This window comes from Bacillus sp. PK3-037 (genome assembly GCF_054161355.1).
Genome location: NZ_CP096408.1, coordinates 457,896 through 480,855, shown reverse-complemented (window position 1 = coordinate 480,855; position 22,960 = coordinate 457,896). Strand labels below are relative to the sequence as shown.

The window sequence follows — 22,960 nt, the reverse complement described above, 5'->3', positions numbered from 1 at the left end:
CCGCTTCCCCAGCCATTCCCATGTTTTCGGCAATCAAAACCTATCAAAATAAATAGGGAAGCTGCTGTGAATAATTAAGGTAATCCAAAAAGAAGTTTCCGACAGTCGTTCCGATTGCAATGGTCAGCAAAATCATTAGAAGTCTTGCCTGCAGAACTTTGCCTTTTCTGATTAACGGATCAATATTGACGGCTTGCAGCGCCCACCAAGTAACCGCGATAAACATCAAGTGAACGATAATGCCAATTGCAGCCTGCTGTCCCAATACACTCATCTATACGCACTCCTTTCATCCATTCTCCGCTTTATACCCTTTCTTATTATATAAGAAGAAGAGATAAAGATGATACATTTTATACAGAACGGAATATTCATCCAAAACTAGGGCTAATCCCCGCTTAAATAGCGGCTCTTTTGCATGGTATACTTTTTTGGAAAGGAGCTGGCAATTATGAATCATTCATTTTTTCAGCCTGAAAAGCAATATGGTGAGGACTTGCCTGTATTTGAGCAGGAATGGGAAGCAATTGCATTCTATTATGATTATAGACAGTCACAGATTGAAGAACTGAATGAATTGTGTCAGTTTTATAACATTTCTCTCACCCAAACGAGAGAAAGCCTCGAAGAGCTTGAACATCTTTATTTTCAAAGCATACAAGAGCTTTTGCTTGCTGATTGGAATCTTCCTATTGAAGAATTTGAGAAGATGATCAGTGTTTATCTTATAGATTGTGTGATTGCCCATCACGAAGATGCCGAATGGATCGTAAAGCCTTATCCGTATACAGACGGGGCTTATACAATGGGCTTTAGAAGACACCGTAAATCATGGCATACCGTGAATTGCTGCGACCGTCTATACTTGCGTCAAAAAGAGAGTCAGCCGCTGCTGTCACTGTTTGATTCTCTTGTGCAGTCATAAAAAAATCCTTCTCTTAATGAGAAGGATTTTTTTATTATTTCCCTGCTACATCCAATCTGTTCAAAGCCCGCTGTAATGCAAGCTCAGCCCGACGAATGTCAGTATCATCTGATTGAGAATTCAAACGCTCCTGCGCCCGCTGACGTGCAGCTTCAGCGCGCTCTTTATCGATGCCTTCCGCTGTCTCAGCAGTTTGGGCAAGGATGGTCACCTGATCAGGACGGACTTCTATAAATCCGCCACTGACGGCAACCAATTCAGTCTGTCCGTCTTTTTTCAGACGAACAGCGCCGATTTTAAGAGGAGCCACGGTTGGAATATGACCTGGCAAAATACCGAGATCGCCGCTTTCGGCTCTCACACTCACCATTTCGATATTCGCATCGTATACTGGGCCGTCGGGAGTAACGATATTGACTTGAACGGTCTTCATGCTTTTACCCTCCTAGGACCAGTTTAAACTTCTACACCCATTTCTTTTGCTTTCTCAATAACTTCTTCGATACGGCCTACAAGACGGAACGCATCTTCAGGAAGATGGTCGTATTTGCCGGCTAAGATTTCTTTGAAACCTTGAACCGTTTCTTTTACAGGCACGTAAGAACCTTTTTGTCCAGTGAACTGTTCAGCCACGTGGAAGTTTTGAGAAAGGAAGAACTGAATGCGGCGTGCGCGTTGAACGACAAGTTTATCTTCGTCACTCAATTCATCCATACCGAGAATCGCAATGATATCTTGAAGCTCTTTGTATCGCTGAAGCGTTGATTGAACTTCACGGGCTACCGCATAATGCTCTTCTCCGACAATTTCTGGAGCAAGGGCGCGTGATGTAGAAGCCAACGGATCAACCGCAGGGTAGATACCCATCTCCGTTAACTTACGCTCAAGGTTTGTAGTCGCATCCAAGTGAGCGAACGTCGTTGCCGGCGCCGGGTCAGTGTAGTCATCGGCAGGCACGTAGATCGCCTGGATAGATGTAACGGATCCAACGTTTGTAGACGTGATACGCTCTTGAAGCTGACCCATTTCAGTAGCAAGCGTCGGCTGATAACCAACCGCAGAAGGCATACGGCCGAGAAGGGCAGAAACCTCTGAACCCGCTTGTGTGAAACGGAAGATGTTATCGATGAAGAACAGTACGTCCTGTCCCTGCTCATCACGGAAATGCTCAGCCATTGTAAGACCTGTCAGCGCAACACGCATACGTGCGCCCGGCGGCTCGTTCATTTGTCCGAATACCATGGCTGTTTTGTTGATTACGCCAGAGTCGCTCATCTCGTAGAAAAGGTCGTTCCCTTCACGAGTACGCTCTCCTACGCCGGCGAATACAGAGATACCGCCATGCTCTTGCGCGATGTTGTTGATCAATTCCTGGATTAATACGGTTTTACCTACACCGGCACCGCCGAACAATCCGATTTTACCGCCCTTGATGTATGGAGCAAGCAAGTCAACAACTTTAATTCCTGTTTCAAGGATTTCAACTTCTGTTGAAAGCTGATCAAATGAAGGAGCCTGTCTGTGAATCGGGTCCTTCTTCGCATCCGCAGAAACCGGCTCATTTAAATCAATATTTTCTCCGAGTACGTTAAATACACGGCCGAGTGTCACATTACCAACCGGAACTGAAATCGGCGCTCCCGTATCGACAGCTTCCATTCCGCGCTGAACACCATCCGTAGATGCCATTGCGATTGTACGGACTGTGTCATCGCCTAAATGAAGAGCGACCTCAAGCGTCAAATCAATACCTACTTCGTTTTCACTTCCAGCCGGCTGTGAAATTTTAATCGCATTATATATTTCAGGTAAGTGACCGTCTTCAAAACGTACGTCGACAACTGGTCCTAATACCTGGCTAACGCGTCCTTTCTTCATCGCTATCCCTCCTGACAAAATCTTTCTATTCTAAAGCGGCTGCTCCGCCGACAATTTCCGTAATTTCTTGTGTGATCGCTGCTTGGCGAGCGCGGTTGTAAGAAAGCGAAAGTGAATCGATAAGATCCTTCGCATTGTCTGTCGCGTTTTTCATCGCCGTCATTCTCGCAGCATGTTCACTTGCTTTACTGTCAAGAAGCGCACCGAAGATTAAGCTTTCTGCGTATTGAGGAAGCAAAACCTCCAGAACCTCCTCTTCAGACGGTTCAAATTCATAAGACGCCGTTCTTTTTCCGCCTCCGCCCAAATCAGATAGCGGCAGAAGTTTTTTCTCCGTCACTTCTTGAGAAATGGCGCTGACATAATGGTTATATACAAGGTGCAATTCATCAAATGCACCGTCTATAAACATTTGAATCGTTTGACGGGCAAGGTCCTTAATTTCTGAAAACGACACTTCGTCTCCAAGTCCTGTTAACTCGGAAATGATCGGAATGTCGCGTTTTTTAAAGAAATCACGGCCCACTCGTCCGATAACGATCACTGCATACTCATCCTTAGACTGATGACGTTCTTGAATGGCCTGATAAGCACTTCGTAAAACCGAACTGTTAAAAGCGCCAGCAAGACCGCGGTCAGATGTAATAACGAGGTATGCCGTCTTTTTCACTTCTCTGCTGAGAAGCATCGGATGTTTCGCGCTGCCGGATACTTTTCCGACATTTGATACAACCTCTTGGATCTTATCCATATATGGCACAAATGATTTTGCATTGTTTTCAGCACGATTCAGCTTAGCCGCAGATACCATCTGCATGGCTTTTGTAATCTGGCTCGTTTTTTTCGTTGACGTGATCCTTGACTTAATATCGCGTAATGAGGCCAAAGATTTCACCACCTTTTCTCTTCATTTGCGTAAAAAGAGAGAAAAAGAGAACCTTTTTCTCTCATCAGCATTCGAGTTAGTTGCTTGGTGCAAATGTGCGTTTGAAGCCTTCGATTGCAGCAGCGAAGTCTTCATCAGCAGGAAGGTTCCCTGTTTTCGCAATTCCGTCAAGCAGCTCTTTATGGTTTTGGTCAAGGTACATGTAGTACTCTTCTTCAAAACGTCTGATGTCCGCTACAGGAATATCATCAAGATATCCTTTTGTCAGCGCATAAAGAATGGCTACCTGTTTTTCAACCGGAAGCGGCTTGTTCAGATCCTGCTTCAGCACTTCAACTGTGCGCGCACCGCGGTTCAGTTTCGCCTGAGTCGCTTGGTCGAGGTCAGATCCGAATTGAGCGAATGCTTCCAGCTCACGGTATGATGCAAGATCAAGACGCAATGTTCCTGATACTTTTTTCATCGCTTTGATTTGCGCGGAACCGCCGACACGTGATACAGACAATCCGGCGTTGATCGCCGGGCGTACGCCTGAGAAGAACAAATCAGATTGCAGGAAGATCTGTCCGTCGGTGATGGAAATAACGTTTGTCGGGATATACGCTGAGATATCTCCGGCTTGAGTTTCTACGAACGGCAGAGCTGTAATTGATCCTGCGCCTTTCGCGTCGCTAAGCTTTGCTGCACGCTCAAGCAGACGGGAATGTAGATAGAATACATCCCCCGGGAACGCTTCACGGCCTGGCGGACGGCGAAGAAGCAAGGACAGCTCACGGTAAGCAGCCGCTTGTTTAGAAAGATCATCGTATACAACAAGAACGTGCTTGCCATTGTACATAAATTCTTCTGCCATTGTAACCCCTGCATACGGAGCAAGGTACAGAAGCGGTGCCGGCTGTGACGCAGACGCCGTTACAACAATTGTATAATCAAGCGCGCCGTGCTTACGCAATGTTTCTACTACGCCGCGGACTGTAGATTCTTTTTGACCGATCGCTACATATACGCAGATCATGTCTTGGTCTTTTTGGTTTAAGATCGAATCGATCGCAACAGATGTTTTACCTGTTTGACGGTCACCGATGATCAACTCACGCTGGCCGCGGCCGATCGGAATCAGTGCATCAATTGCTTTTATACCAGTTTGAAGCGGTTCATGAACGGATTTACGGTCCATAACACCTGGTGCCTGGCTTTCGATCGGACGTGTTTTGCTTGTGAGGATCGGGCCAAGACCGTCTACCGGCTGACCTAACGGGTTCACAATACGGCCGATTAATTCTTCACCGACAGGAACCTCCATGATGCGGCCTGTTCTTTTTACTTCGTCCCCTTCACGGATCTCTGTGTAAGGTCCTAAGATAACGATACCTACGTTTGATTCTTCAAGGTTTTGAGCCATACCCAAAACGCCGTTTGAAAATTCAACAAGTTCACCGGCCATACAGTTGTCAAGACCGTGTACACGAGCGATACCGTCACCGACTTGGATGACTGTACCTACGTCATGAACTTCAATTTCAGATTGATAATTTTGTATTTGCTGTTTTATCAGCGTGCTAATCTCTTCAGCTTTGATGCTCACTTAGGTTTCACCCCTTCTATCGATTTTCCCCGGCAAGTTGACGTTCAATGCGCTGAAGCTTTCCGCTTACGCTGCCGTCAAAAATCCGGTTTCCAATGCGGACTTTAATGCCGCCTATTAAATCCGTCTGCACTTCATTTCTGATTCTCAGTGAAGCGACTCCGGCTTTTTTTGCAAACACTTGTGATAATGATGAAATTTCCGCATCCGTCAGCTGTTTAACTGAATATACAATCGCGTCTTCTGTTTGACGGGCCTCGTTTGCGAGTTTCACAAACTCATCTGTGAGATCAGGCACAATTGATGCCCGATGACGGTCAATCAAAAGAAAAATCGTATGGAGCACGGACTGTGATAAAGATCCAAAAGCGTTTTGGATGAGTTCTTTTTTCTTTGCGCCCGGCACCTTCGGATGGTTTAACACATCATTTAGCGCTTTTTCATTTTGAAATACTTCTTTTACAACTTTTAGCTCTTCTTCCACCTGATTGAGCTGAGAGGACTCATTGGCAATATCGAAAAGAGCTGATGCATATCGTTTAGAGACAGCTGATCCACTCATCGGCTTTCTCCTACCTCTTTAAGATAGTCCTGGATCAATTTCTCTTGAGCCTGTTCATCCAGTTCTTTTTCGATCACTTTCGACGCAATCATGACAGAAAGAGACGCTACTTGCTCACGGAGAGCAGAAACCGCCTGTTCTTTTTCCTTCACGATTTCAGTTCTGGCTGCTTCTTTCAGACGTTCAGATTCTGCACGCGCAGCCTGAATAATCTCTTCTTTTTGGTTCTCTCCCAGTTTCTTCGCGTTTTCGATAAGCGTTTGGGATTCCTGTCTTGCTTCTTTTAACATAGCGCGCTGCTCATCAATAAGCTGCTGCGCTTCTTTATTTTTTTCTTCAGCAGACGTAATTTCTCCAGCGATATGATCTTCACGCTGTTTCATTATGTTTAATAGCGGCCCTAAAGCGTATTTCTTCAGAAGCGCTAATAAAATTAACATAGCTAACAGTTGGAACAGGATATCTCCGCCGTTAAACGACAGTCCTAGTTCAAGTGGTAATTGAGACATCTACTACGGCAACTCCCTTCTGCAGGTTTTTCTTTGCTGATCCAGCAGCCGCACTTGTCTCTTTTCAGCCGGCAAGGCGGGATGCTTATCAGACATAAAGCAATGGCGAAGGTTCTCTTGGAATGATCTTCGCCATTTTTAGTTCATATAAGGCTTTTATGCTTATCTAAAGAACGCTAAGAATGCGATAACGACAGCGATAATAGGAAGGGCCTCAACTAATGCGATACCCATAAACATAAGCGTTCTAAGTTCTTTACCTGCCTCCGGCTGACGGGCGATCCCCTCTACCGTACGTGAAACAATCAAACCGTTACCAATACCTGCACCAAGTGCGCCTAAACCAATTGCAATCGCAGCTGCTATTAAATTCATGAAAAAGTTCCTCCTTTAAAATGTTATCCGTTTGGATATAATGTTTTAATGATCATTACTGATTTTATGAGACATGTACACCATCGTCAGCATCGTAAAGATAAACGCCTGGATGGCACCTATAAATAAACTGAATGCCTGCCATGCCAGCATCGGCAGAATGGCACCGATTGTACCGACAAGTCCGAGAACCACGCTTTGCGAATAGAAGCTTGTCGCTAATCCCGCAAGCAGGCCGAGAAGAATCTCACCGGCGAAGATGTTACCGTAAAGCCGCAAACCGAGAGTCAGCGTATTCGCAAACTCTTCTATGATTTTCATCGGGAGCATGAACGGAACAGGTCTTAAATACTCCTTGGAATATTCCTTGAGCCCTTTCATCTTTACACCATAATAATGGGTTAAAGCGACGACCATTACGGCAAGCGTTAATGTAATGGCAGGGTCGGCTGTCGGAGATTTCCACCAGAGCTCATGTCCGATTGTGACAGAGAACGGCAGCCCCAGCATATTCGACACAAATATGTACATCAGCAATGTGACACCAAGTGCCAAGAAGTTAGCCCCTGTTTTCAAATCCATTGTACTGCCGATAATATTGCGGACAAAATCAACAATCCATTCCATAAAGTTCTGGGCTTTTCCGGGACGGATCGAAAGCGTTCTTGTGGTAAGGATGGCAATCAATAACACGATCACACTCGCCACAGTAATCATCAGAATGTTTGTCAGATTAAAAGTAAGTCCTAGAAATTCAATAGTTCTGTATTCATGATTCAAAGGGTTTTCACCTCTCTTCCATTGATGAACGTTTAAGCTGGATAAAGGAATCTATCATAATGACAGGATAAATTGTCATTAATCCAATAACTGTACTTGCCATATGAAAATGCTCGGGATATTTATAGGCGACAGCCGCAGCAAGAATCGCATTGCACCACCGCGCTGCGCTCCCAAGGGATCGTATGGACTTGCCTTTCGCAACGGCCCTGTCAAAAGCATTCATTCTTCTGACGAGCAGTAAAAAATTAAACAAACTGAAAACAGTTCCCAGAATAAGGCCTAAAAAAACGGTTTTATACGCTGTTAAACCATAACCCAGTACATACGCTGCCAAAATGAACAATAGATATTTTCGTTGTCTGCTAAATTGTAGCTTGGGATCGTCCATCAACTATCTGTCTCCTGATGAAAAATAATATATTTCTTGGATACGGCAAAATCAGCGGTTAACCCTAGTAGAAGACCTTTTTTGTCCGGCAAAACGGGCCTGTTCGAAAAAATCATTCATCCGCAAGCCTTGCAGGGATGCTGTTTCATTCGCTTGAATAAATCCTCATAAAACGGGTTTTCTGGGAGGATTTACATTGGGGATGAGGACTATAATGAAAGCTATGAAAACCTTCTCATAATACCCTCGTTTAGCATACAATAGCCCCTAACATGTGTCAATCTGTTTAAAGTTAAAAAACTTTTTATACTGTAAGCCTCCACAGAATGTTCACATTTTCACCTATAATTGTATAGAGATTCACCGAATAGCAAATAACTGGATAACAAAAAAGAAAACCCGTTGGCGGATTTTCTTTTTTATTTTGTTCCGAACATACGGTCTCCTGCGTCTCCGAGACCCGGAACGATATAACCTTTTTCATTTAATTTTTCATCAAGCGCCGCTATGTAAATATCCACGTCAGAATGATGCTTCTGCAATTCTTCCACACCTTCAGGCGCAGCTACGAGACACATGAAACGGATGTTTTTCGCACCGCGTTTTTTCAGGCTGTTAATCGCTTCAACCGCGGAACCGCCTGTGGCCAGCATCGGGTCAACCACGATGAATTCACGCTCTTCCACATCAGAAGGAAGCTTCACATAGTATTCAACGGGTTTTAAGGTTTCAGGATCACGGTACAGACCGACATGTCCCACTTTAGCCGCAGGGATCAGTTTCAAGATGCCTTCAACCATTCCTAAACCTGCTCTGAGAATAGGAACAACCCCGAGTTTTTTCCCTGAGATGACTTTTGATTTCGCAGTCTGAACCGGTGTGTTGATATCCACTTCCTCTAGAGGGAGATCACGGGTAATTTCAAACGCCATAAGCGTGGCTACTTCGTCTACAAGCTCTCTAAAATCCTTTGTGCCTGTCTCTACATTCCGAATATATGTCAGCTTGTGCTGAATTAAAGGATGATCAAATACATAAACCTTTCCCATACTGTGTTTCAGCTCCTTTTTTATTGTCCCATCGACAATTTCACACTTCTATTGATTCTACAAAAAAAGACATTGAGTTTCAAGGACATCGTCAAAAAACCCGCCGGGCATAAGCCCGAGCGGGTTTTTCAATCTTAGTAATCTAATTCTTTATATAGAGGGAACTTGCCAGTCAGAGCAGCTACGCGCTGTCTTGCTTCTTCAAGTTTTCCTTCATCTTCATGGTTTTTCAACGCAAGCGCAATGATGGCACCGACTTCATCCAATGCCTCTCCGTCAAAACCGCGGCTTGTCACAGCAGCTGTTCCGAGACGGATACCGCTTGTTACGAACGGTTTTTCAGGATCGTATGGAATCGCGTTTTTGTTTGATGTAATCCCGATTTCATCAAGCACATGCTCTGCAACCTTACCTGTTAATCCGAGAGAACGAAGATCAACCAGGATGAGGTGGTTGTCAGTTCCGCCGGAAACGAGCTGAACGCCCTCTTTTGTTAATGATTCCGCAAGACGCTTCGCGTTTGAAATCACGTTTTGTGCGTATGTTTTGAAATCATCGCGCAATACTTCCCCGAATGAAACAGCTTTTGCGGCAATTACGTGCATCAGCGGTCCGCCTTGAATGCCAGGGAAGATGGACTTATCAATTTTCTTGCCGAACTCTTCACGGCAAAGGATCATACCGCCGCGAGGTCCGCGAAGTGTTTTATGTGTCGTTGTTGTAACGAAATCAGCGTAAGGAACCGGGTTTGGATGAAGGCCTGCCGCAACAAGTCCTGCGATATGCGCCATATCCACCATAAAGTAAGCGCCGACTTCATCAGCAATTTCACGGAACTTCTTAAAGTCGATTGTACGAGGATACGCACTTGCTCCTGCCACGATCAGCTTAGGCTTGTGAGCGAGGGCTTTTTCACGCACGTCATCGTAATCAATATGTTGAGTTTCTTTATCTACGCCGTACTCAACAAAGTTATATTGAACACCGCTGAAATTAACTGGACTTCCGTGTGTTAAATGACCGCCGTGGGAGAGGTTCATCCCAAGTACAGTATCGCCTTGTTCCAAAATTGTGAAATAGACAGCCATGTTTGCTTGCGCGCCTGAATGCGGCTGAACGTTTACATGCTCCGCTCCAAAGATTTCCTTCGCGCGGTCACGAGCGATATCTTCAACGACATCGACATGCTCACATCCGCCATAATAGCGTTTGCCAGGATATCCTTCAGCATATTTGTTTGTTAAAACAGAACCTTGTGCTTCCATGACCGCTTCACTTACAAAGTTCTCAGAAGCAATCAATTCGATCTTAGTCTGTTGGCGTTCACGCTCATTTTTAATGGCGTTAAACACTTGTTCGTCTTGCGCAGGTAAATGTTTCATCAGCGAGATCCTCTCCTATCCGTATCCTGTTCTTTGTTTTTACCACCACTATTGTACATGGTTTTTTAGGCCGATGTAAAAGATTATTTTTAAAAAATCAAAATTTTTATTGGTAAAAACGAATATTGATCACTTGAATTTAATTTAAAGTTCGGAATTTTATTTCAGCTGCAAAAATTAAAGAAAAGACTGGCCCATGCAGTCCTTTCTCATTCACACTCATAAACTGCCCGCATTCCGCCGATCAGCTTTGGGCGTGTGCGCGCCAATGTCACATGGGCATCACCGAGACTGTTCTGAGAAATGCGTACAGGGACAGCAACCGGCTTTAAGTGCATGCCGATAAACGTGTCGCCTATATCTATTCCGGCATCTGCCTGTATGGTTTCTACCAAAACAGGAGACTTCATTTGCTTAAACGCATAAGAAGCCATCGCCCCGCCCGCTTTTGGAACAGGTACAGCGGAAACGGCCGGAAGCCTGAACAGCTCGGCCGTTTCTTCCTCCACTACAAGCGCTCTGTTTAAATGCTCGCAGCATTGAAACGCCAGATGGATTCCCGTTTTTCCCTTCAGCTCTGCAAGTCCGCTGTAGATGCTTTCCGCTATGTCTGTACTGCCTGATGTGCCGATATGGCTGCCGGCCACTTCGCTTGTGCTGCAGCCAAGGACAAAGAGCTGATTTTCTTTCAATCCCGCTTTGTCCTGAAACTCTGACAGCATCGTCTTCCACGTTTGTGTGATCTCACTCATTGAGCAGCACCCCTACAGGTTTTTCTCTTCATAGTCCGAGATTTTTCCGATGCGGGTTTGATGTCTACCGCCAGTAAATTCAGTGGTCAGCCAGATTTTCGCAATTTCACGTGCCAAACCGGGTCCAATCACCCGTTCGCCCATTGCGAGGATATTAGTATCGTTATGTTCTCTCGTCGCCTTTGCACTGAATGTATCATGTGCCAGCGCACAGCGGATGCCTTTGACTTTATTGGCGGAAATGCTCATGCCAATGCCTGTCCCGCAAATTAAAATGCCTCTGTCCACTTCACCGTTTACTACTTTCTCGGCCACCGGAAAAGCATAGTCCGGATAATCGACAGATCCGCCGCCGCAGTCACAGCCCATATCAATATATTCAACTTGCAATTCGTCCATTAGATCTTTGATTTCGTTTCGAATGTGAACGCCGCCATGATCCGATGCTATGGCTACTTTCATCAGCTTATCCTCCCAGCGTGTGTGATGCGGCCCGCCCGCTTTGTTGACCGCGCAGCCTGTCCGCTCATTGATTCACACCATATCGATGTGCTTTTCACTATATTCTACTCCTTCACGCAGGATTTGCAAATGACCTGTCTGCAGATTTTCTGACAAGTTATTCGCCGTCATTTTTCAATCGTTCTGCCAGTTGCTGAAGAAGCTCTTCAAGCTCATCTCTCGTTTTTTTGTAAATTTCAACAGAGCCGCCAAACGGGTCTATAATATCGCCCCGGCTGCCTGTCACATATTCTTTTAGCGTAAACACTTTATCACGATAACGTTCGAATTGGCTGACGATAACCTGTTTGTGCTGGTGGGTCATTGTCAGAACCAAATCTGCCGATTCCATATGTTCTTCAGTTAATGGCGAAGAAACATGATTAAGGGCAATGCGCTTTTCAAAAAGCGCTTCAACCGCGTGAGGCGACGCTTTCCCGTTAGGTGAGGCAAATACGCCTGCCGAGCGGACGCTGACATCCAGCCCTTCCGCTTCTGCAATTGATTTAAAAAGCGCCTCAGCCATTGGACTGCGGCACGTATTTCCAGTACAGACAAAAATGATGTTCATGTCAGTCACCCCTTATTTTTTCTATTATATATGAAGAAAAAAGAAACGGCGACAGCGTTTCTTTTATTGGTATATTAAATTGGCAAAAGCAGCTTAAGGCCAAATACGATTAATATAGTCCCCCCGAGCGCCTCACTGTATGAGCCGAGCCAGGACTGCACTTGCTTTCCGATCAGCAGGCCCAGCCAAGTCAGCATCATGCTGAAAAGCCCAAACAGGGTAACGGTGAGAACCGGATGCGAGCCGTATATTCCAAGGCTCAAACCGACGGAGAAACTATCGAGGCTGACGCCGACTGCAAATAACAATAAGCCAGGCCCAGCCGGTGACATCAAACGTTCTTCTGACTGTTTAAAAGATGCGATCACCATTTGAACACCGAGAACAAACAGCAGCGAACCCCCGATATATACGGCTACCATGCCGAGGAGCCCTGACAGCATATTTCCCGCCGCCATCCCTCCGAGAGGCATGATGACGTGAAAGAGACCGATAATGAATCCAATATAGATGATCTGCTTTTTTCTGAGTTTGACCATGCCCATTCCGAGACCGACAGAAAAAGCATCCATACCTAAAGCAAACGCCATGATGCTTAAGGTAATCAGTTCGCCTATAAACATATCCGACATCACATGCATAACCCCCTTGGACACGCCCGCTTTTTTAGCCTATGCGTGTCCAAAAGGGGTTAGAACTTCTGACTGTGTCAGCGAACCACTCTTCCTCCGGCTGCTTTCATCAGCCTGTTCATAATAGCAAGTCCGACGCCTGTGTCAGGAAACGATTCTGCAATAATAAAATCAACCTTTTCTTCATCAAAACTGCGCAATGCATCATAAAGGGCTGCCGCTACCGTTTCAAGCTGATCTCTTCTGCCGCAGCTCTTCACATAGTCAGCCGAATAAAAATCCGCATTTTCTTCTGTCGTCAGGACGCCGACCCGTTTTCCGCCCTGCTGATATTCTTGAATCAGCGTTTGAATGCGCTCAGGGCTTCCTTCAGAAATAACAAGCGGCGCTGACGGCGCGTAATGTGTATATTTCATTCCCGGAGAAATCGGCTTCTCATTTTGATCGGCAAGCCCTTTATCCACAAGAATCGGTCCGATTTCGGCTTCTATTTGTTCTTTTGTAATGCCGCCCGGACGAAGAAGCACAGGGGTTTCTCCTGCACATGAAAGTACGGTTGATTCGACACCGATTCCCGTAGATCCCCCATCCATCATTCCAGCTATGCGGCCATCCAAGTCGTGCGCCACGTGTTCAGCCTTTGTCGGACTTGGTTTGCCCGATAAATTAGCACTCGGCGCTGCAATCGGGAGACCCGCGGCACGGATGAGTGCCAGAGCCAGCGGATGATCAGGCATTCTGACGGCCACTGTATCCAACCCTGCCGTTACACGGGGTGACAGAGCACCAGGTTTACAAGGCAAAATCAGTGTAAGCGCCCCCGGCCAAAAGCGCTTCATTAATATTTTCGCCTTGTCTGGCGCCGGGCCTGTTAAACCGTCAAGCTGGCTGATATCCGCAATGTGGACAATCAGTGGATTATCACTCGGCCGCCCTTTCGCCTCATATATTTTTTTGACAGCATCTGTGCTTTTCGCATTTGCGCCGAGACCATATACAGTTTCTGTCGGAAACGCGACAACCTCATTTTCCCGGAGCAAAGCGGCTGCTTGTGCAATTTGTGGATCATTTGTGGATAACTCGTCCATTACATCCACAAACCATCTTTTCGTTTTCATTTCTGACCAAACTCCTTATTCACAACAATAAAACGATCGTTTTACGCGTGTAATCCTTTTGAAAGTATAAAAGATGTCCTGTAATAAAACAAGCGTTATCCACAAATTGTGGACAACGCATATAAAGAAGTGGATAAGTTTGTGTATAAATCTCACTTATCCGGATGCTTTTTTCATTAAGACGGCCCCCTCCGCTTGCTTTGATTCACAGAAGTGATCCGAAGCAAACAGCTCTTCCGGCACACTCTCCGCCCGTTCAAAGCCCATGGCCTCCAGGAAATCAGCCGAAGAATGCTGATTGGCTACCAAGTATACCGTTTTAATCTCATGCTTTTCACAAAGCACCTCCATGCTTTGAAAGAGCGATACAATATGACCTTGGTGAAGCTTGTCCGATATCACAAGTGAGCGAAGCAGGGCTTGATCGCAGCTGATTTTTTCGATCCCCAGACAGCCGGCTATGTTTTTCTCGCTGTCCTCCAGCATCAGAAACTGGGTGAACCCTTCCTTTACACCCTCATGATTCGTTTTGGCCTGTTTTAAAAATTCCTCAAGTATGTCTCCGTCCTTTTCCCTTGCCACCCGCAGTTGATAAAACATTCGTTCACCCCGTTTTCAGCGTTCTTTCTTCCAATCTATGAGGCAAATCTATTTTTAGACCTGATGATTAAGAAAAAAGATCGGAAAACCATTCTACGACGAAGAATTTCACTTCTGTATTGTCTTCTTTCTCTTTCTTATCTTCTTTTTCAGCTTTCTCCGCTTTGGCTGTTAAGTCCTCAAGCGCTTTTTCCGTTTGTTTTTTTGATGCTTCTTGATCTTCTTGTTCTTTTACGGCTTCCCCATTCGAAAAATCAAGAAAGCAGAGCGGCGGGAATAATACGCACCACCAATTGGCGCCTTCACCGTTTCCAAGCGTAATCAGAATGGCTTCGTATTCTCCAGCAGGATATACCATGCTGCCGTAAAGTTTTGTCGGAAATGAGATTTTGTCAAAATCAACAGATATTGATTGACTGGCGCCTTCTTTTTCCATGGTTTCTTTTGCAATTTCCTTGATCTCAGGCAGCTTTGAGCGGATCAAACGCCGCGCTTCTTCAATAGAAGTAATATCCTTGACCCATGTTGTGATTTCTTTATTGACGGCGTCTCTGATATGACGCTTTAATTCTTGGTCCTCGTCACGATCGCTGTTTGCCAATATTCTCAGGCGAATCGCCTCGTCCGGAATGACAACCGGCTCATTTTCAGATTGCTGCGCCGTCTCTTCTTTCGCCAATCCTACGATTGCCCCAGATAATAAAAGAAACATATATATACAAATGATAACTGTTTTTTTCATCGGTCCCCACCGTTCCTCTCCGTGCTTTGTATCTAGCCCTATTATGGACAAGGAACGTATGGAGTAAACCTGCAGCGGCAAAAAAATCTAGCAAGCTTTTAATCTAATTTATGGTACGATAGTGTTTTAGGAGGTTTAAAATGAAATATAATTACACAGTGCTGCTGTCAGCGTTCACGATGTCAGTTCTTTATTCGATTATTTACATTCATTCCTTTATTATAGCTGCTCTCGTAACGATGGCCTTTTATTTCTTATTTCCTTATTTACTATTCGCGCTGCCGCTTCAGATCATGATGAATAAAAAGCCGAAACGGTTCAGCCCTTTGTACTTGCTGTATTATCTTGCCGCGGCGTTTATCGCCAACGCGATCATCTTTGGCGTGCTGCAGCCTTCCGGGCAATCCCTGCTTCAAAATACAGCCTTTTACATCTTCGCTGTATTAACAGCTGTTGTCTACTGGATATGGGATTCTGTTTTGCTGCAAAAAAAGGAAGCCTCCTAAGGGCTTCCTTTTTCATTAGATCAAAACGGTCAATAGATAACATAGAATAGAAGGTATGGCAGCAACAAAGAAAGCAGCTGATATTTTCAAACGAGCTGTCCGGCCTTCTTTGGTTTCTGAATGATAATTCGCCCGCTGGTCGCTTCCGCTTACAGCTAAACCCGATGTCACAATGGCAAGCCCAATCAAAACAAGAGACGCAATGCCGAAAATGAATTCATAAGAAATGGCTTGCGCAAAAATGGAACCTACCATACTTTCAATGGCAATAAGTAATATTCCTGCTGTCAGGGCCTTTTTCATCTTTTACATCCCCTTTGCTGGTGTTAAAACAGCTTGCTGGTCCCGTTCTTATCTCAACTCACCAGCAAGCTGCTTATTTATTCTTATGAATTACCGCGCATATGGTTCTGTCTTTTCCGTTAATATCCTTCAGGACTTCAACTTCCGCATCCTTAAACGCATGCAGAATCAGCTCTTTTACTGCTGCGCCCTGCTTCCACCCGATTTCAAAGACGACAAGCGCGGTATTCTTCATGACCAGCGGAATGGCTTCCATAAACCGCTTATAAAATTTCAGCCCGTCTCCGCCGTCAGTGAGGGCATGCAAAGGTTCATGGAAACGGACAATCTCAGATAAATCGGCCATTTCTTCTTCAGAAATATAAGGAGGGTTTGAGACGATAATATCCGCTTTTTTTCCTGCCTTAATAAAGGGCTCAAGCAAGTCGCCTTGAAGAAAATGCACCTCCGCTCCGAGCTTTTCCGCATTGGCTGAAGCAACGTCCAGCGCCTCTTTGGAGATATCAATCGCTGAAACAGAAAAGTTGTTGTTTTCCAGTGCAAGCGTGACGGCTATTGCGCCGCTGCCGGTGCCGACATCTACCACTTCGAGCTGCTCTTCTTCAGAAAAGACACTTCTATATTTCTCAAGAAGATGGCAGACAACCTCTTCCGTTTCCGGACGCGGGATCAGCACATCATCATTCACCATAAATTCCCGTCCGTAAAAAAACTCTATTCCGATAATGTACTGAACCGGTACGCCTTCTTTGTGCATATCGACGTGGCGTTTAAAGCGATACAGCTCATCTTCGCCGATCGGTTCCTGCAGGCTGGCGAGCAGCTTGCTTCTATCCATCCCGGTATCATAAAGCAAAAGCAGTTCAGCCGCATTTTCTTCTCTTCCCGCTTCCGTTAAATAAGAAGAAGCCCATTTCAGGGCTTCAAATATTGTCTTCATCTTAACGATCCGCCTGCTGAAGCTTGCTTGCCTGATCTTCTACAATCAGTGTTTCAACCACTTCGTCAAGTTTTCCTTCAAGAATCTGATCAAGCTTTTGAATGGTCAGGCCGATTCTGTGATCCGTCACACGGTTTTGCGGGAAGTTGTATGTGCGGATACGCTCAGAGCGGTCACCTGATCCGACAGCCGATTTCCGTGTTTGATCATATTCAGCCTGTGCTTCCTGCTGAAATTTATCGTAGATTCTGGCACGGAGAACCTTCATTGCTTTTTCTTTGTTTTTGATTTGAGATTTTTCATCCTGGCATGATACGACAACGCCTGTCGGCAAATGCGTCAGACGAACGGCAGACATTGTCGTGTTCACGCTTTGTCCGCCCGGTCCGCTTGAAGCAAATGTATCAACACGGATATCCTTCTCATGAATGTCAACCTCTACCTCTTCGGCCTCAGGAAGACATGCTACTGTAGCAGTAGAAGTATGGATACGGCCGCCTGATTCTGTTTCCGGAACACGCTGAACACGGTGAGCGCCGTTTTCATATTTGAGTTTAGAATATGCGCCGCTGCCCGTAATCATAAAGATGATCTCTTTGTAGCCGCCCGTTCCGGTTACACTTGCTTCCATAACCTCGGTTTTCCAGCCTTGAAGCTCGGCATAGCGGGAATACATTCTGTACAGGTTGCCTGCAAATAAAGCGGCTTCATCTCCGCCTGCAGCTCCGCGGATCTCCATGATAACGTTTTTATCATCATTAGGATCTTTCGGGATCAGGAGCACCTTCAGACGTTCTGACAGTGTTTCCGTTTCTTTCTGGAGTTCAGAAATCTCTTCCTTCACCATGTCGCGCATCTCAGCATCAAGCTTATCCTCAAGCATCGCTTTTGCATCAGCCAGCTGTTCTGACGCATCTCTGTATTGTCTATATACGTCAACTGTTTCTTGTATATCAGATTGCTCTTTCGAATATTCTCTAAGCTTTTTCGGATCGTTAACAACTTCTGGATCGCTTAAAAGCTCATTTAATTTTTCATATCGTTCTTCGATTGACTTTAAACGGTCTAACACGGTCTTCACCTCTGTTTTCCTGTGCGTAACATTCTCATTATAGTATAGGGACTATCGCCAGTCAAAAGCATTTCAATCCCAGTTAAAAAAGCCGCCTCTGCTATACTGAAAAAGAGGAGGGATCGTATTGCTTACATCCATACATCATATTGCAATCATATGCTCAGATTATGAAAAGTCGAAAGCTTTCTACGTACATAAGCTCGGTTTTCAGGTGATACAAGAAACATACCGAGAAGAGCGCGACTCCTACAAGCTGGATTTGTCGCTTAACGGCTCGTACATCATTGAGCTGTTTTCGTTCCCTGATCCGCCCGCACGTCAAACCCGTCCTGAAGGTGCAGGGCTCCGTCATCTTGCCTTTACGGTCAGCAGCTTAGAACAGGCTGTTCAGGAGCTTCACGAAAAAGGAATCGAGACAGAGCCGATCAGGACAGATCCGCTGACAGGCAAGCGGTTCACCTTCTTTTTTGATCCCGATCAGCTTCCGTTAGAGCTGTATGAGCAATAACGGTTTTTGAAGAAAAAAGGGAGATGCCCACTTTCTTTGCCGAATCTTTTCTTGTTTTGTCTAATAGGAAGGGAACCGCTCCCCCTGGTCGAATACCTAGCTAAAAAGGAGGTATGGGATCATGAATACAAATATGGTAGCAAGTGAACTCGGCGTCTCCGCAAAAACAGTGCAGCGGTGGGTGAAGCAGCTGAACCTTCCGGCTGAACGGAACGAGCTCGGACACTATTCGTTTACGGCTGACGATGTGCAAGTCCTGAAATCTGTTAAAAAACAAATTTCTGAAGGCACGGCGCTTCAGGATATCAATGTGCCGCAAAGCAATAAGAAGCGCACAGGCTTCCTTGTCCAAAAAACAAACAGTGACACAGAGAAAAGAATCGAACAGCTCGAACAAAAGCTTGACACCTTATTACAGCAAAAACAGGACGAAAACGAGCTGCTGGCAAGAATTGAGGAACTGGAACGCCAGCTGAAACAAAAAGCCGATGAAGGCGTATCCTACCAGCTTCTGCAGCACAGAAGAGAAATTGATGACATTCTTGCTGATCTGCAATCACTGACCTCACAAATGAAAGAATTCACCGCTCAGCCGACCCCTGAGACTGCTGCTTCTTCCGAAAACATAAAAACAAGAAAAAAACCGCTGCTGTCACTGTTTAAATTTCAAACGTAAAGTAAAAAAGCTCCCCTTAAAGGGAGCTTTTTTGATTACGCAGTAAGCGCAATAATAATTGGAAGTGAAATCAATGACAGAATCGCACTGATCACAAACGCAGACGCTGTTTCTTCCTCTTGTTTCTCAAAACGAGTCGCAATCATGGCTGCAACGGCAGAACCAGGGAATGCAACAAGAAGGATCGCTTTTGTTGTTTGGTCAGCTGGAAGTCCGACTGCAAGAGCAATCAGGAACATTAACGCAGGCTGAACCGCAACTTTGAGTAACGCAATACCGAAAGCAGGAATGCTGAGTTTGATTTTACGAATACCAACTGTAACACCGACAGCAAAGAGAGCAACACCAGATGTTGTGCTTCCAAGCTGATCAAGCATTTTAACACCCAGCTCAGGAAGAGTGAAATTGAAAACCAGCACTAAGATCATACTGATTAACGGAGCAGCTGCAAGCGGCTCACAAAGGCCATGCAGGATTGATTTTCCTGTCATCTTCCAGAAGCTGTCCCCGCTCTCTTCGTTTTTCTTAGAAGACTCACCCACTGTAGCAATAATGATCGCAAGCGGATCAAGAATCGCGTTAACAACGATACCTGTTACAGCGATCGGAATCGCAACCTCTTGCGCACCGAACAAGCTTCCCAATACAGGAATACCCATAAATGCGAATGTCGGCTGTGCAGAGTTCAAAGAAAATACAGATGAATTCGTTAAATCATATTTAAACACAAATCTGCAAATCAATAGAATAACGATATAAAATCCAACGATACCAATAATTAAAGAAACCATTAACGGAACTTGTGATAAAAATTCACTTCTGGAAGTTGTCAAAATACCAGCGATAAAGTGAGCTGGAAGTGCGTATTTCGTTACTAACGTACTTACCCCTTTTGCCGACTTGGCATCATAACTTCCGAAATGTCCTGCAAACCAACCCAGCACGATAACAAAGAAGATCGGTGCCAGGAGGATTAAGATATCTAAGATGCTCAAAATATTCTCCTCCAAATCCTATGTCCGTATACTTTAGCTTTATTCAAAGCTTTCCCTCGGACAGAAAAATTACACGCTCAATTATTTTGCGATGACTTTTTTGTATTCAGGTGTCCACATTGCATCAAGAACAGCTTGTTTTACATCTTCAGGCTGACGATTTGCTACGCCGTCTTTGATCGCTGCTTCAGCTACAGCAATGGCAACTTGAATAGATACTTCTTGAAGCTTGTCGATGCTTGGAAGCAATCCAGCTCCAGGTGTTTCAAAATCAACCATTTCAGCAATCGCATCAGCTGTTGCAGCAAACATAGCAGGCGTAATAACACGCGCTTCAGCTACGATTGAACCAAGGCCAAGACCAGGGAATGCGAATGCGTTGTTAGATTGTCCGATTTCATAAGAAACGCCATTGTACTCGACATTGTCAAATGGGCTTCCTGTTGCTACAAGCACTTTTCCGTCAGTCCATTTGAACAGATCTTCCGGAACAGCTTCTGCAAGGTGAGTCGGGTTAGACATCGGCATGATCACCGGACGGTCTACGTGAGATGCCATCTCTTTCACAATTTCCTCTGTGAACGCTCCTGAAACCCCTGAAGTACCGATTAAGATTGTTGGTTTCGCTTGGCGAACCACTTCATCGAATGAAATTTGGCCTTTTTCATCACGTTTCCAGTCTTTCACTTCTGCTGCGCTGCGAAGGTAAGGTTTTTGGAAATCAAGGATGCCTTCCATATCGTCTGTTAACAGGCCTCTGTAATCAAGTGTGAAGAACGCTTTGTTTGCTTCTTCTTCAGATAATCCAGCAAGCACCATTGTGTCACGGATTTGGTCAGCAATACCGATACCAGCTGAACCTGCACCGAAGACAACTACACGCTGATCTTTAATAGATGCGCCTGTTTTCTTCATAGCAGCAAGCACACCAGCAAGTGTAATTGCGCCTGTACCTTGAATATCATCGTTGAATGTCAGGATTTCGTTGTTGTATTTTTTCATGATATTGCGCGCGTTTTTGTTGCCAAAGTCTTCCCAGTGAAGAAGCGCTTTAGGGAAGAATTTAAGCGCAGCTTTTACATACGCATCAACGAATTCTTCATAACGTTCATCAGAAATACGTTCATGATGGTTACCAATGTATAAAGGATCATTTAAAAGTTTTTCGTTGTTTGTACCGACATCAAGCACTACAGGGATAACACGGCTAGGGTCAATACCAGCTGCAGCAGTGTAAACAGCCAATTTACCGATAGCGATGTTAATACCGCCTACACCCCAGTCACCGATACCAAGGATACTTTCAGAGTCAGTTGCAACGATAAGATCAATATCGCCTGCTGTCGCATGAAGGTTTTCAAAAGCCTTTTCAATACCGTCAATGTTGTCGATTGACAAGTAAATACCTTGAGGTCTTCTGTATTCATGGCTGTATTCTTGAATTGCTTCACCAACTGTTGGTGTGTACACAACAGGGAGCATTTCACGAAGGTGATTTTGCAGCAATTTATAGAAAAGAACTTCATTGCGGTTAGCAAGATCATTTAAGTAAACATTTTGACGAAGGCGGTCTGGCTGAGCTTTAAATTGCTCGTATGCGCGTTTTGCTTGTTGATCAAGAGAAAGTACAGTTGGCGGAAGAAGTCCTTCTAAGCCAAGTTCTTGTCTTTCTTCTAATGTAAAAGCAACACCTTTATTTAAAGTAGGAATAGATAGAACTTCTTTTCCTCTTAATGTTGTTTCTAAATGGCCTTCCTTAGTTTTTTTAATGTTATTCAAGCAAATCTCCTTCTTTCTTGAAATAGTTAACCAAGTTAAGTAATAACTCATCTAAAAATAACTGATCATGATCTTTATACGACTTTGTGACAATTATTCGAACAATGTCTCAAAACTATTTACATTACGTTAGTTATTTTATGCCTGTCAAAATCAAAATTCAAGGGAAGAAAATTACTTAATTTTTTAATACACTTAATTAAATTTTTTAATTGATTGTTATCAGAATATATAAAAAAACACCAGCTTTTCGGCCGGTGCTTTCTATCTTTTTACCCATGTTTTGTATTAGTTTTTAGATTTTCCCGGGACTTCGTGATGATGTCTGCATCTTGCTTCATAGGATTCGGACGCACCCACCAGAATGACCGGATCATCATAAGAAGCCGGCTTTCCGTCAATGAGCCGCTGTGTTCTGCTTGCCGGTGATCCGCAGACGGAACAGACGGCCTGCAGCTTCGTCACACTTTCAGCGATGGCCATAATATCCGGCACAACGCCGAACGGCTCTCCTCTGAAATCCATATCAAGGCCCGCTGCGATCACACGGTAGCCTTTATCGGCAAGAGACGATAAAACACCAATGATTGACCGATCGAAGAATTGAACCTCGTCCACTGCAATCACATCCGTGCTCTCACTGATATGATTCCAAATGTCCTCAGCCGAAGAAATGGCATAGCTCGTCATAGATGTTCCATTATGGGAAACGACAGCATCCTCGCTGTATCGATTGTCAATCACAGGTTTAAAGACCCTGACCTCCTGCTTGGCATAAGTTGCTCTCTTCACTCTTCTGATCAGCTCTTCAGATTTTCCCGAGAACATGCTGCCGCAAATCAGCTCCAGCCACCCGCTTTGCTTCATTATGTACATTGGCTCTGCTCCCCTCTCTCTGCCAGCTGTGTTTTTGACAATATAAAAAACAGGCAAGAAGTGC

Annotated in this window: 29 protein-coding genes; 4 read left to right on the top strand and 25 right to left on the bottom strand. The window is 44.9% G+C overall.

Translation table 11 applies throughout. The features are described 5' to 3' along the window. Positions 1-43: 43 nt before the first annotated feature. Positions 44-274 carry a DUF1146 family protein gene (locus M1D69_RS02525; RefSeq protein WP_458104684.1) on the bottom strand — a complete coding sequence of 77 codons (231 nt, stop codon included), beginning with the start codon at positions 272-274 and terminating at the stop codon, positions 44-46. Between the two features lie 177 nt (positions 275-451). Here M1D69_RS02525 and M1D69_RS02520 point away from each other — a divergent pair, with 177 nt between their 5' ends. Continuing rightward, a complete protein-coding gene (locus M1D69_RS02520; RefSeq protein WP_044159725.1) occupies positions 452-925 on the top strand; it encodes a hypothetical protein in 474 nt (157 codons plus the stop codon). Positions 926-959: 34 nt separating this feature from the next. Here the strand turns inward: M1D69_RS02520 and M1D69_RS02515 are convergent, their stop codons facing one another. From M1D69_RS02515 to spoIIR, 18 genes are all read right to left on the bottom strand, one after another. After that, positions 960-1,358 (bottom strand): F0F1 ATP synthase subunit epsilon, encoded by a 399-nt coding sequence (locus M1D69_RS02515; RefSeq protein ID WP_010332228.1) that lies wholly within the window; start codon positions 1,356-1,358, stop codon positions 960-962. Positions 1,359-1,381: 23 nt separating this feature from the next. Then, positions 1,382-2,803 (bottom strand): F0F1 ATP synthase subunit beta, encoded by a 1,422-nt coding sequence (atpD, locus tag M1D69_RS02510; RefSeq protein WP_105990811.1) that lies wholly within the window; start codon positions 2,801-2,803, stop codon positions 1,382-1,384. Between the two features lie 25 nt (positions 2,804-2,828). Then, entirely contained in the window at positions 2,829-3,689 is an 861-nt protein-coding gene (atpG, locus tag M1D69_RS02505; RefSeq protein WP_010332230.1) for an ATP synthase F1 subunit gamma, read from the bottom strand. A 76-nt stretch (positions 3,690-3,765) separates the two neighbouring features. Then, entirely contained in the window at positions 3,766-5,274 is a 1,509-nt protein-coding gene (gene atpA / locus M1D69_RS02500; protein WP_044159727.1) for a F0F1 ATP synthase subunit alpha, read from the bottom strand. Positions 5,275-5,290: 16 nt separating this feature from the next. Further along, positions 5,291-5,836: a F0F1 ATP synthase subunit delta gene (locus M1D69_RS02495; protein ID WP_458104685.1), complete on the bottom strand. Its 546-nt coding sequence runs from the start codon at positions 5,834-5,836 to the stop codon at positions 5,291-5,293. After that, positions 5,833-6,345, bottom strand: coding sequence for a F0F1 ATP synthase subunit B (atpF, locus tag M1D69_RS02490; RefSeq protein ID WP_024123166.1), 513 nt, complete (start codon positions 6,343-6,345; stop codon positions 5,833-5,835). The genes M1D69_RS02495 and atpF overlap by 4 nt, the downstream gene beginning before the upstream one ends. Positions 6,346-6,507: 162 nt before the next feature. Continuing rightward, on the bottom strand, positions 6,508-6,720 hold the full coding sequence (atpE, locus tag M1D69_RS02485) for a F0F1 ATP synthase subunit C (protein ID WP_044159733.1): 213 nt from the start codon (positions 6,718-6,720) through the stop codon (positions 6,508-6,510). Between the two features lie 45 nt (positions 6,721-6,765). Then, entirely contained in the window at positions 6,766-7,500 is a 735-nt protein-coding gene (gene atpB, locus M1D69_RS02480; protein WP_024123167.1) for a F0F1 ATP synthase subunit A, read from the bottom strand. A gap of 7 nt (positions 7,501-7,507) precedes the next feature. After that, the gene (atpI, locus tag M1D69_RS02475; protein WP_010332235.1) at positions 7,508-7,891 is read right to left on the bottom strand and encodes an ATP synthase subunit I; all 384 of its coding nucleotides are present in this window, start codon (positions 7,889-7,891) and stop codon (positions 7,508-7,510) included. A 419-nt stretch (positions 7,892-8,310) separates the two neighbouring features. Next, entirely contained in the window at positions 8,311-8,940 is a 630-nt protein-coding gene (gene upp, locus M1D69_RS02470; RefSeq protein ID WP_003235778.1) for a uracil phosphoribosyltransferase, read from the bottom strand. A 134-nt stretch (positions 8,941-9,074) separates the two neighbouring features. Beyond that, the gene (gene glyA, locus M1D69_RS02465; RefSeq protein WP_105954104.1) at positions 9,075-10,322 is read right to left on the bottom strand and encodes a serine hydroxymethyltransferase; all 1,248 of its coding nucleotides are present in this window, start codon (positions 10,320-10,322) and stop codon (positions 9,075-9,077) included. A 209-nt stretch (positions 10,323-10,531) separates the two neighbouring features. Further along, the gene (locus M1D69_RS02460) at positions 10,532-11,074 is read right to left on the bottom strand and encodes a TIGR01440 family protein (protein ID WP_217827441.1); all 543 of its coding nucleotides are present in this window, start codon (positions 11,072-11,074) and stop codon (positions 10,532-10,534) included. 12 nt (positions 11,075-11,086) lie between these two features. After that, entirely contained in the window at positions 11,087-11,536 is a 450-nt protein-coding gene (gene rpiB / locus M1D69_RS02455) for a ribose 5-phosphate isomerase B (RefSeq protein ID WP_199397848.1), read from the bottom strand. Between the two features lie 157 nt (positions 11,537-11,693). Further along, positions 11,694-12,146, bottom strand: a complete 453-nt coding sequence (locus tag M1D69_RS02450; RefSeq protein ID WP_458104686.1) for a low molecular weight protein arginine phosphatase — start codon at positions 12,144-12,146, stop codon at positions 11,694-11,696. 74 nt (positions 12,147-12,220) lie between these two features. Further along, positions 12,221-12,778 (bottom strand): manganese efflux pump MntP, encoded by a 558-nt coding sequence (locus M1D69_RS02445; RefSeq protein ID WP_458106219.1) that lies wholly within the window; start codon positions 12,776-12,778, stop codon positions 12,221-12,223. A gap of 77 nt (positions 12,779-12,855) precedes the next feature. Then, complete coding sequence (locus M1D69_RS02440; protein WP_458104687.1) at positions 12,856-13,896, bottom strand: L-threonylcarbamoyladenylate synthase; 1,041 nt, start codon at positions 13,894-13,896, stop codon at positions 12,856-12,858. Positions 13,897-14,052: 156 nt separating this feature from the next. After that, a complete protein-coding gene (locus M1D69_RS02435) occupies positions 14,053-14,496 on the bottom strand; it encodes a GNAT family N-acetyltransferase (protein ID WP_458104688.1) in 444 nt (147 codons plus the stop codon). Between the two features lie 67 nt (positions 14,497-14,563). Beyond that, on the bottom strand, positions 14,564-15,238 hold the full coding sequence (gene spoIIR / locus M1D69_RS02430; protein WP_458104689.1) for a stage II sporulation protein R: 675 nt from the start codon (positions 15,236-15,238) through the stop codon (positions 14,564-14,566). Positions 15,239-15,378: 140 nt separating this feature from the next. Here spoIIR and M1D69_RS02425 point away from each other — a divergent pair, with 140 nt between their 5' ends. Further along, positions 15,379-15,744 (top strand): UPF0715 family protein, encoded by a 366-nt coding sequence (locus M1D69_RS02425; RefSeq protein ID WP_044159746.1) that lies wholly within the window; start codon positions 15,379-15,381, stop codon positions 15,742-15,744. 15 nt (positions 15,745-15,759) lie between these two features. On the opposite strand, the gene M1D69_RS02420 is transcribed toward M1D69_RS02425, so the two are convergent. The 3 genes from M1D69_RS02420 to prfA all read right to left on the bottom strand — a co-directional run bounded on the left by M1D69_RS02420 (position 15,760) and on the right by prfA (position 18,059). Then, on the bottom strand, positions 15,760-16,047 hold the full coding sequence (locus M1D69_RS02420) for a DUF5316 family protein (protein WP_024123177.1): 288 nt from the start codon (positions 16,045-16,047) through the stop codon (positions 15,760-15,762). Between the two features lie 73 nt (positions 16,048-16,120). Then, on the bottom strand, positions 16,121-16,987 hold the full coding sequence (gene prmC / locus M1D69_RS02415; RefSeq protein ID WP_458104690.1) for a peptide chain release factor N(5)-glutamine methyltransferase: 867 nt from the start codon (positions 16,985-16,987) through the stop codon (positions 16,121-16,123). Between the two features lies 1 nt (position 16,988). After that, positions 16,989-18,059: a peptide chain release factor 1 gene (gene prfA / locus M1D69_RS02410; RefSeq protein WP_458106220.1), complete on the bottom strand. Its 1,071-nt coding sequence runs from the start codon at positions 18,057-18,059 to the stop codon at positions 16,989-16,991. A 121-nt stretch (positions 18,060-18,180) separates the two neighbouring features. Between prfA and gloA2 the strand changes: the two genes are divergently transcribed. Both gloA2 and racA read left to right on the top strand, forming a co-directional pair. Then, positions 18,181-18,570 carry an SMU1112c/YaeR family gloxylase I-like metalloprotein gene (gene gloA2 / locus M1D69_RS02405; protein WP_458106221.1) on the top strand — a complete coding sequence of 130 codons (390 nt, stop codon included), beginning with the start codon at positions 18,181-18,183 and terminating at the stop codon, positions 18,568-18,570. Between the two features lie 121 nt (positions 18,571-18,691). After that, complete coding sequence (racA, locus tag M1D69_RS02400) at positions 18,692-19,246, top strand: chromosome-anchoring protein RacA (protein WP_458104691.1); 555 nt, start codon at positions 18,692-18,694, stop codon at positions 19,244-19,246. A 35-nt stretch (positions 19,247-19,281) separates the two neighbouring features. Here racA and M1D69_RS02395 read toward each other — a convergent pair whose 3' ends face one another. The 3 genes from M1D69_RS02395 to M1D69_RS02385 form a co-directional block, all read right to left on the bottom strand. Further along, positions 19,282-20,241, bottom strand: coding sequence for an AEC family transporter (locus tag M1D69_RS02395; protein ID WP_458104692.1), 960 nt, complete (start codon positions 20,239-20,241; stop codon positions 19,282-19,284). Positions 20,242-20,322: 81 nt separating this feature from the next. Continuing rightward, positions 20,323-22,020, bottom strand: coding sequence for an oxaloacetate-decarboxylating malate dehydrogenase (gene malS, locus M1D69_RS02390; RefSeq protein WP_024123183.1), 1,698 nt, complete (start codon positions 22,018-22,020; stop codon positions 20,323-20,325). 288 nt (positions 22,021-22,308) lie between these two features. Next, the gene (locus M1D69_RS02385; RefSeq protein WP_024123184.1) at positions 22,309-22,896 is read right to left on the bottom strand and encodes a thymidine kinase; all 588 of its coding nucleotides are present in this window, start codon (positions 22,894-22,896) and stop codon (positions 22,309-22,311) included. Positions 22,897-22,960: the final 64 nt, after the last annotated feature.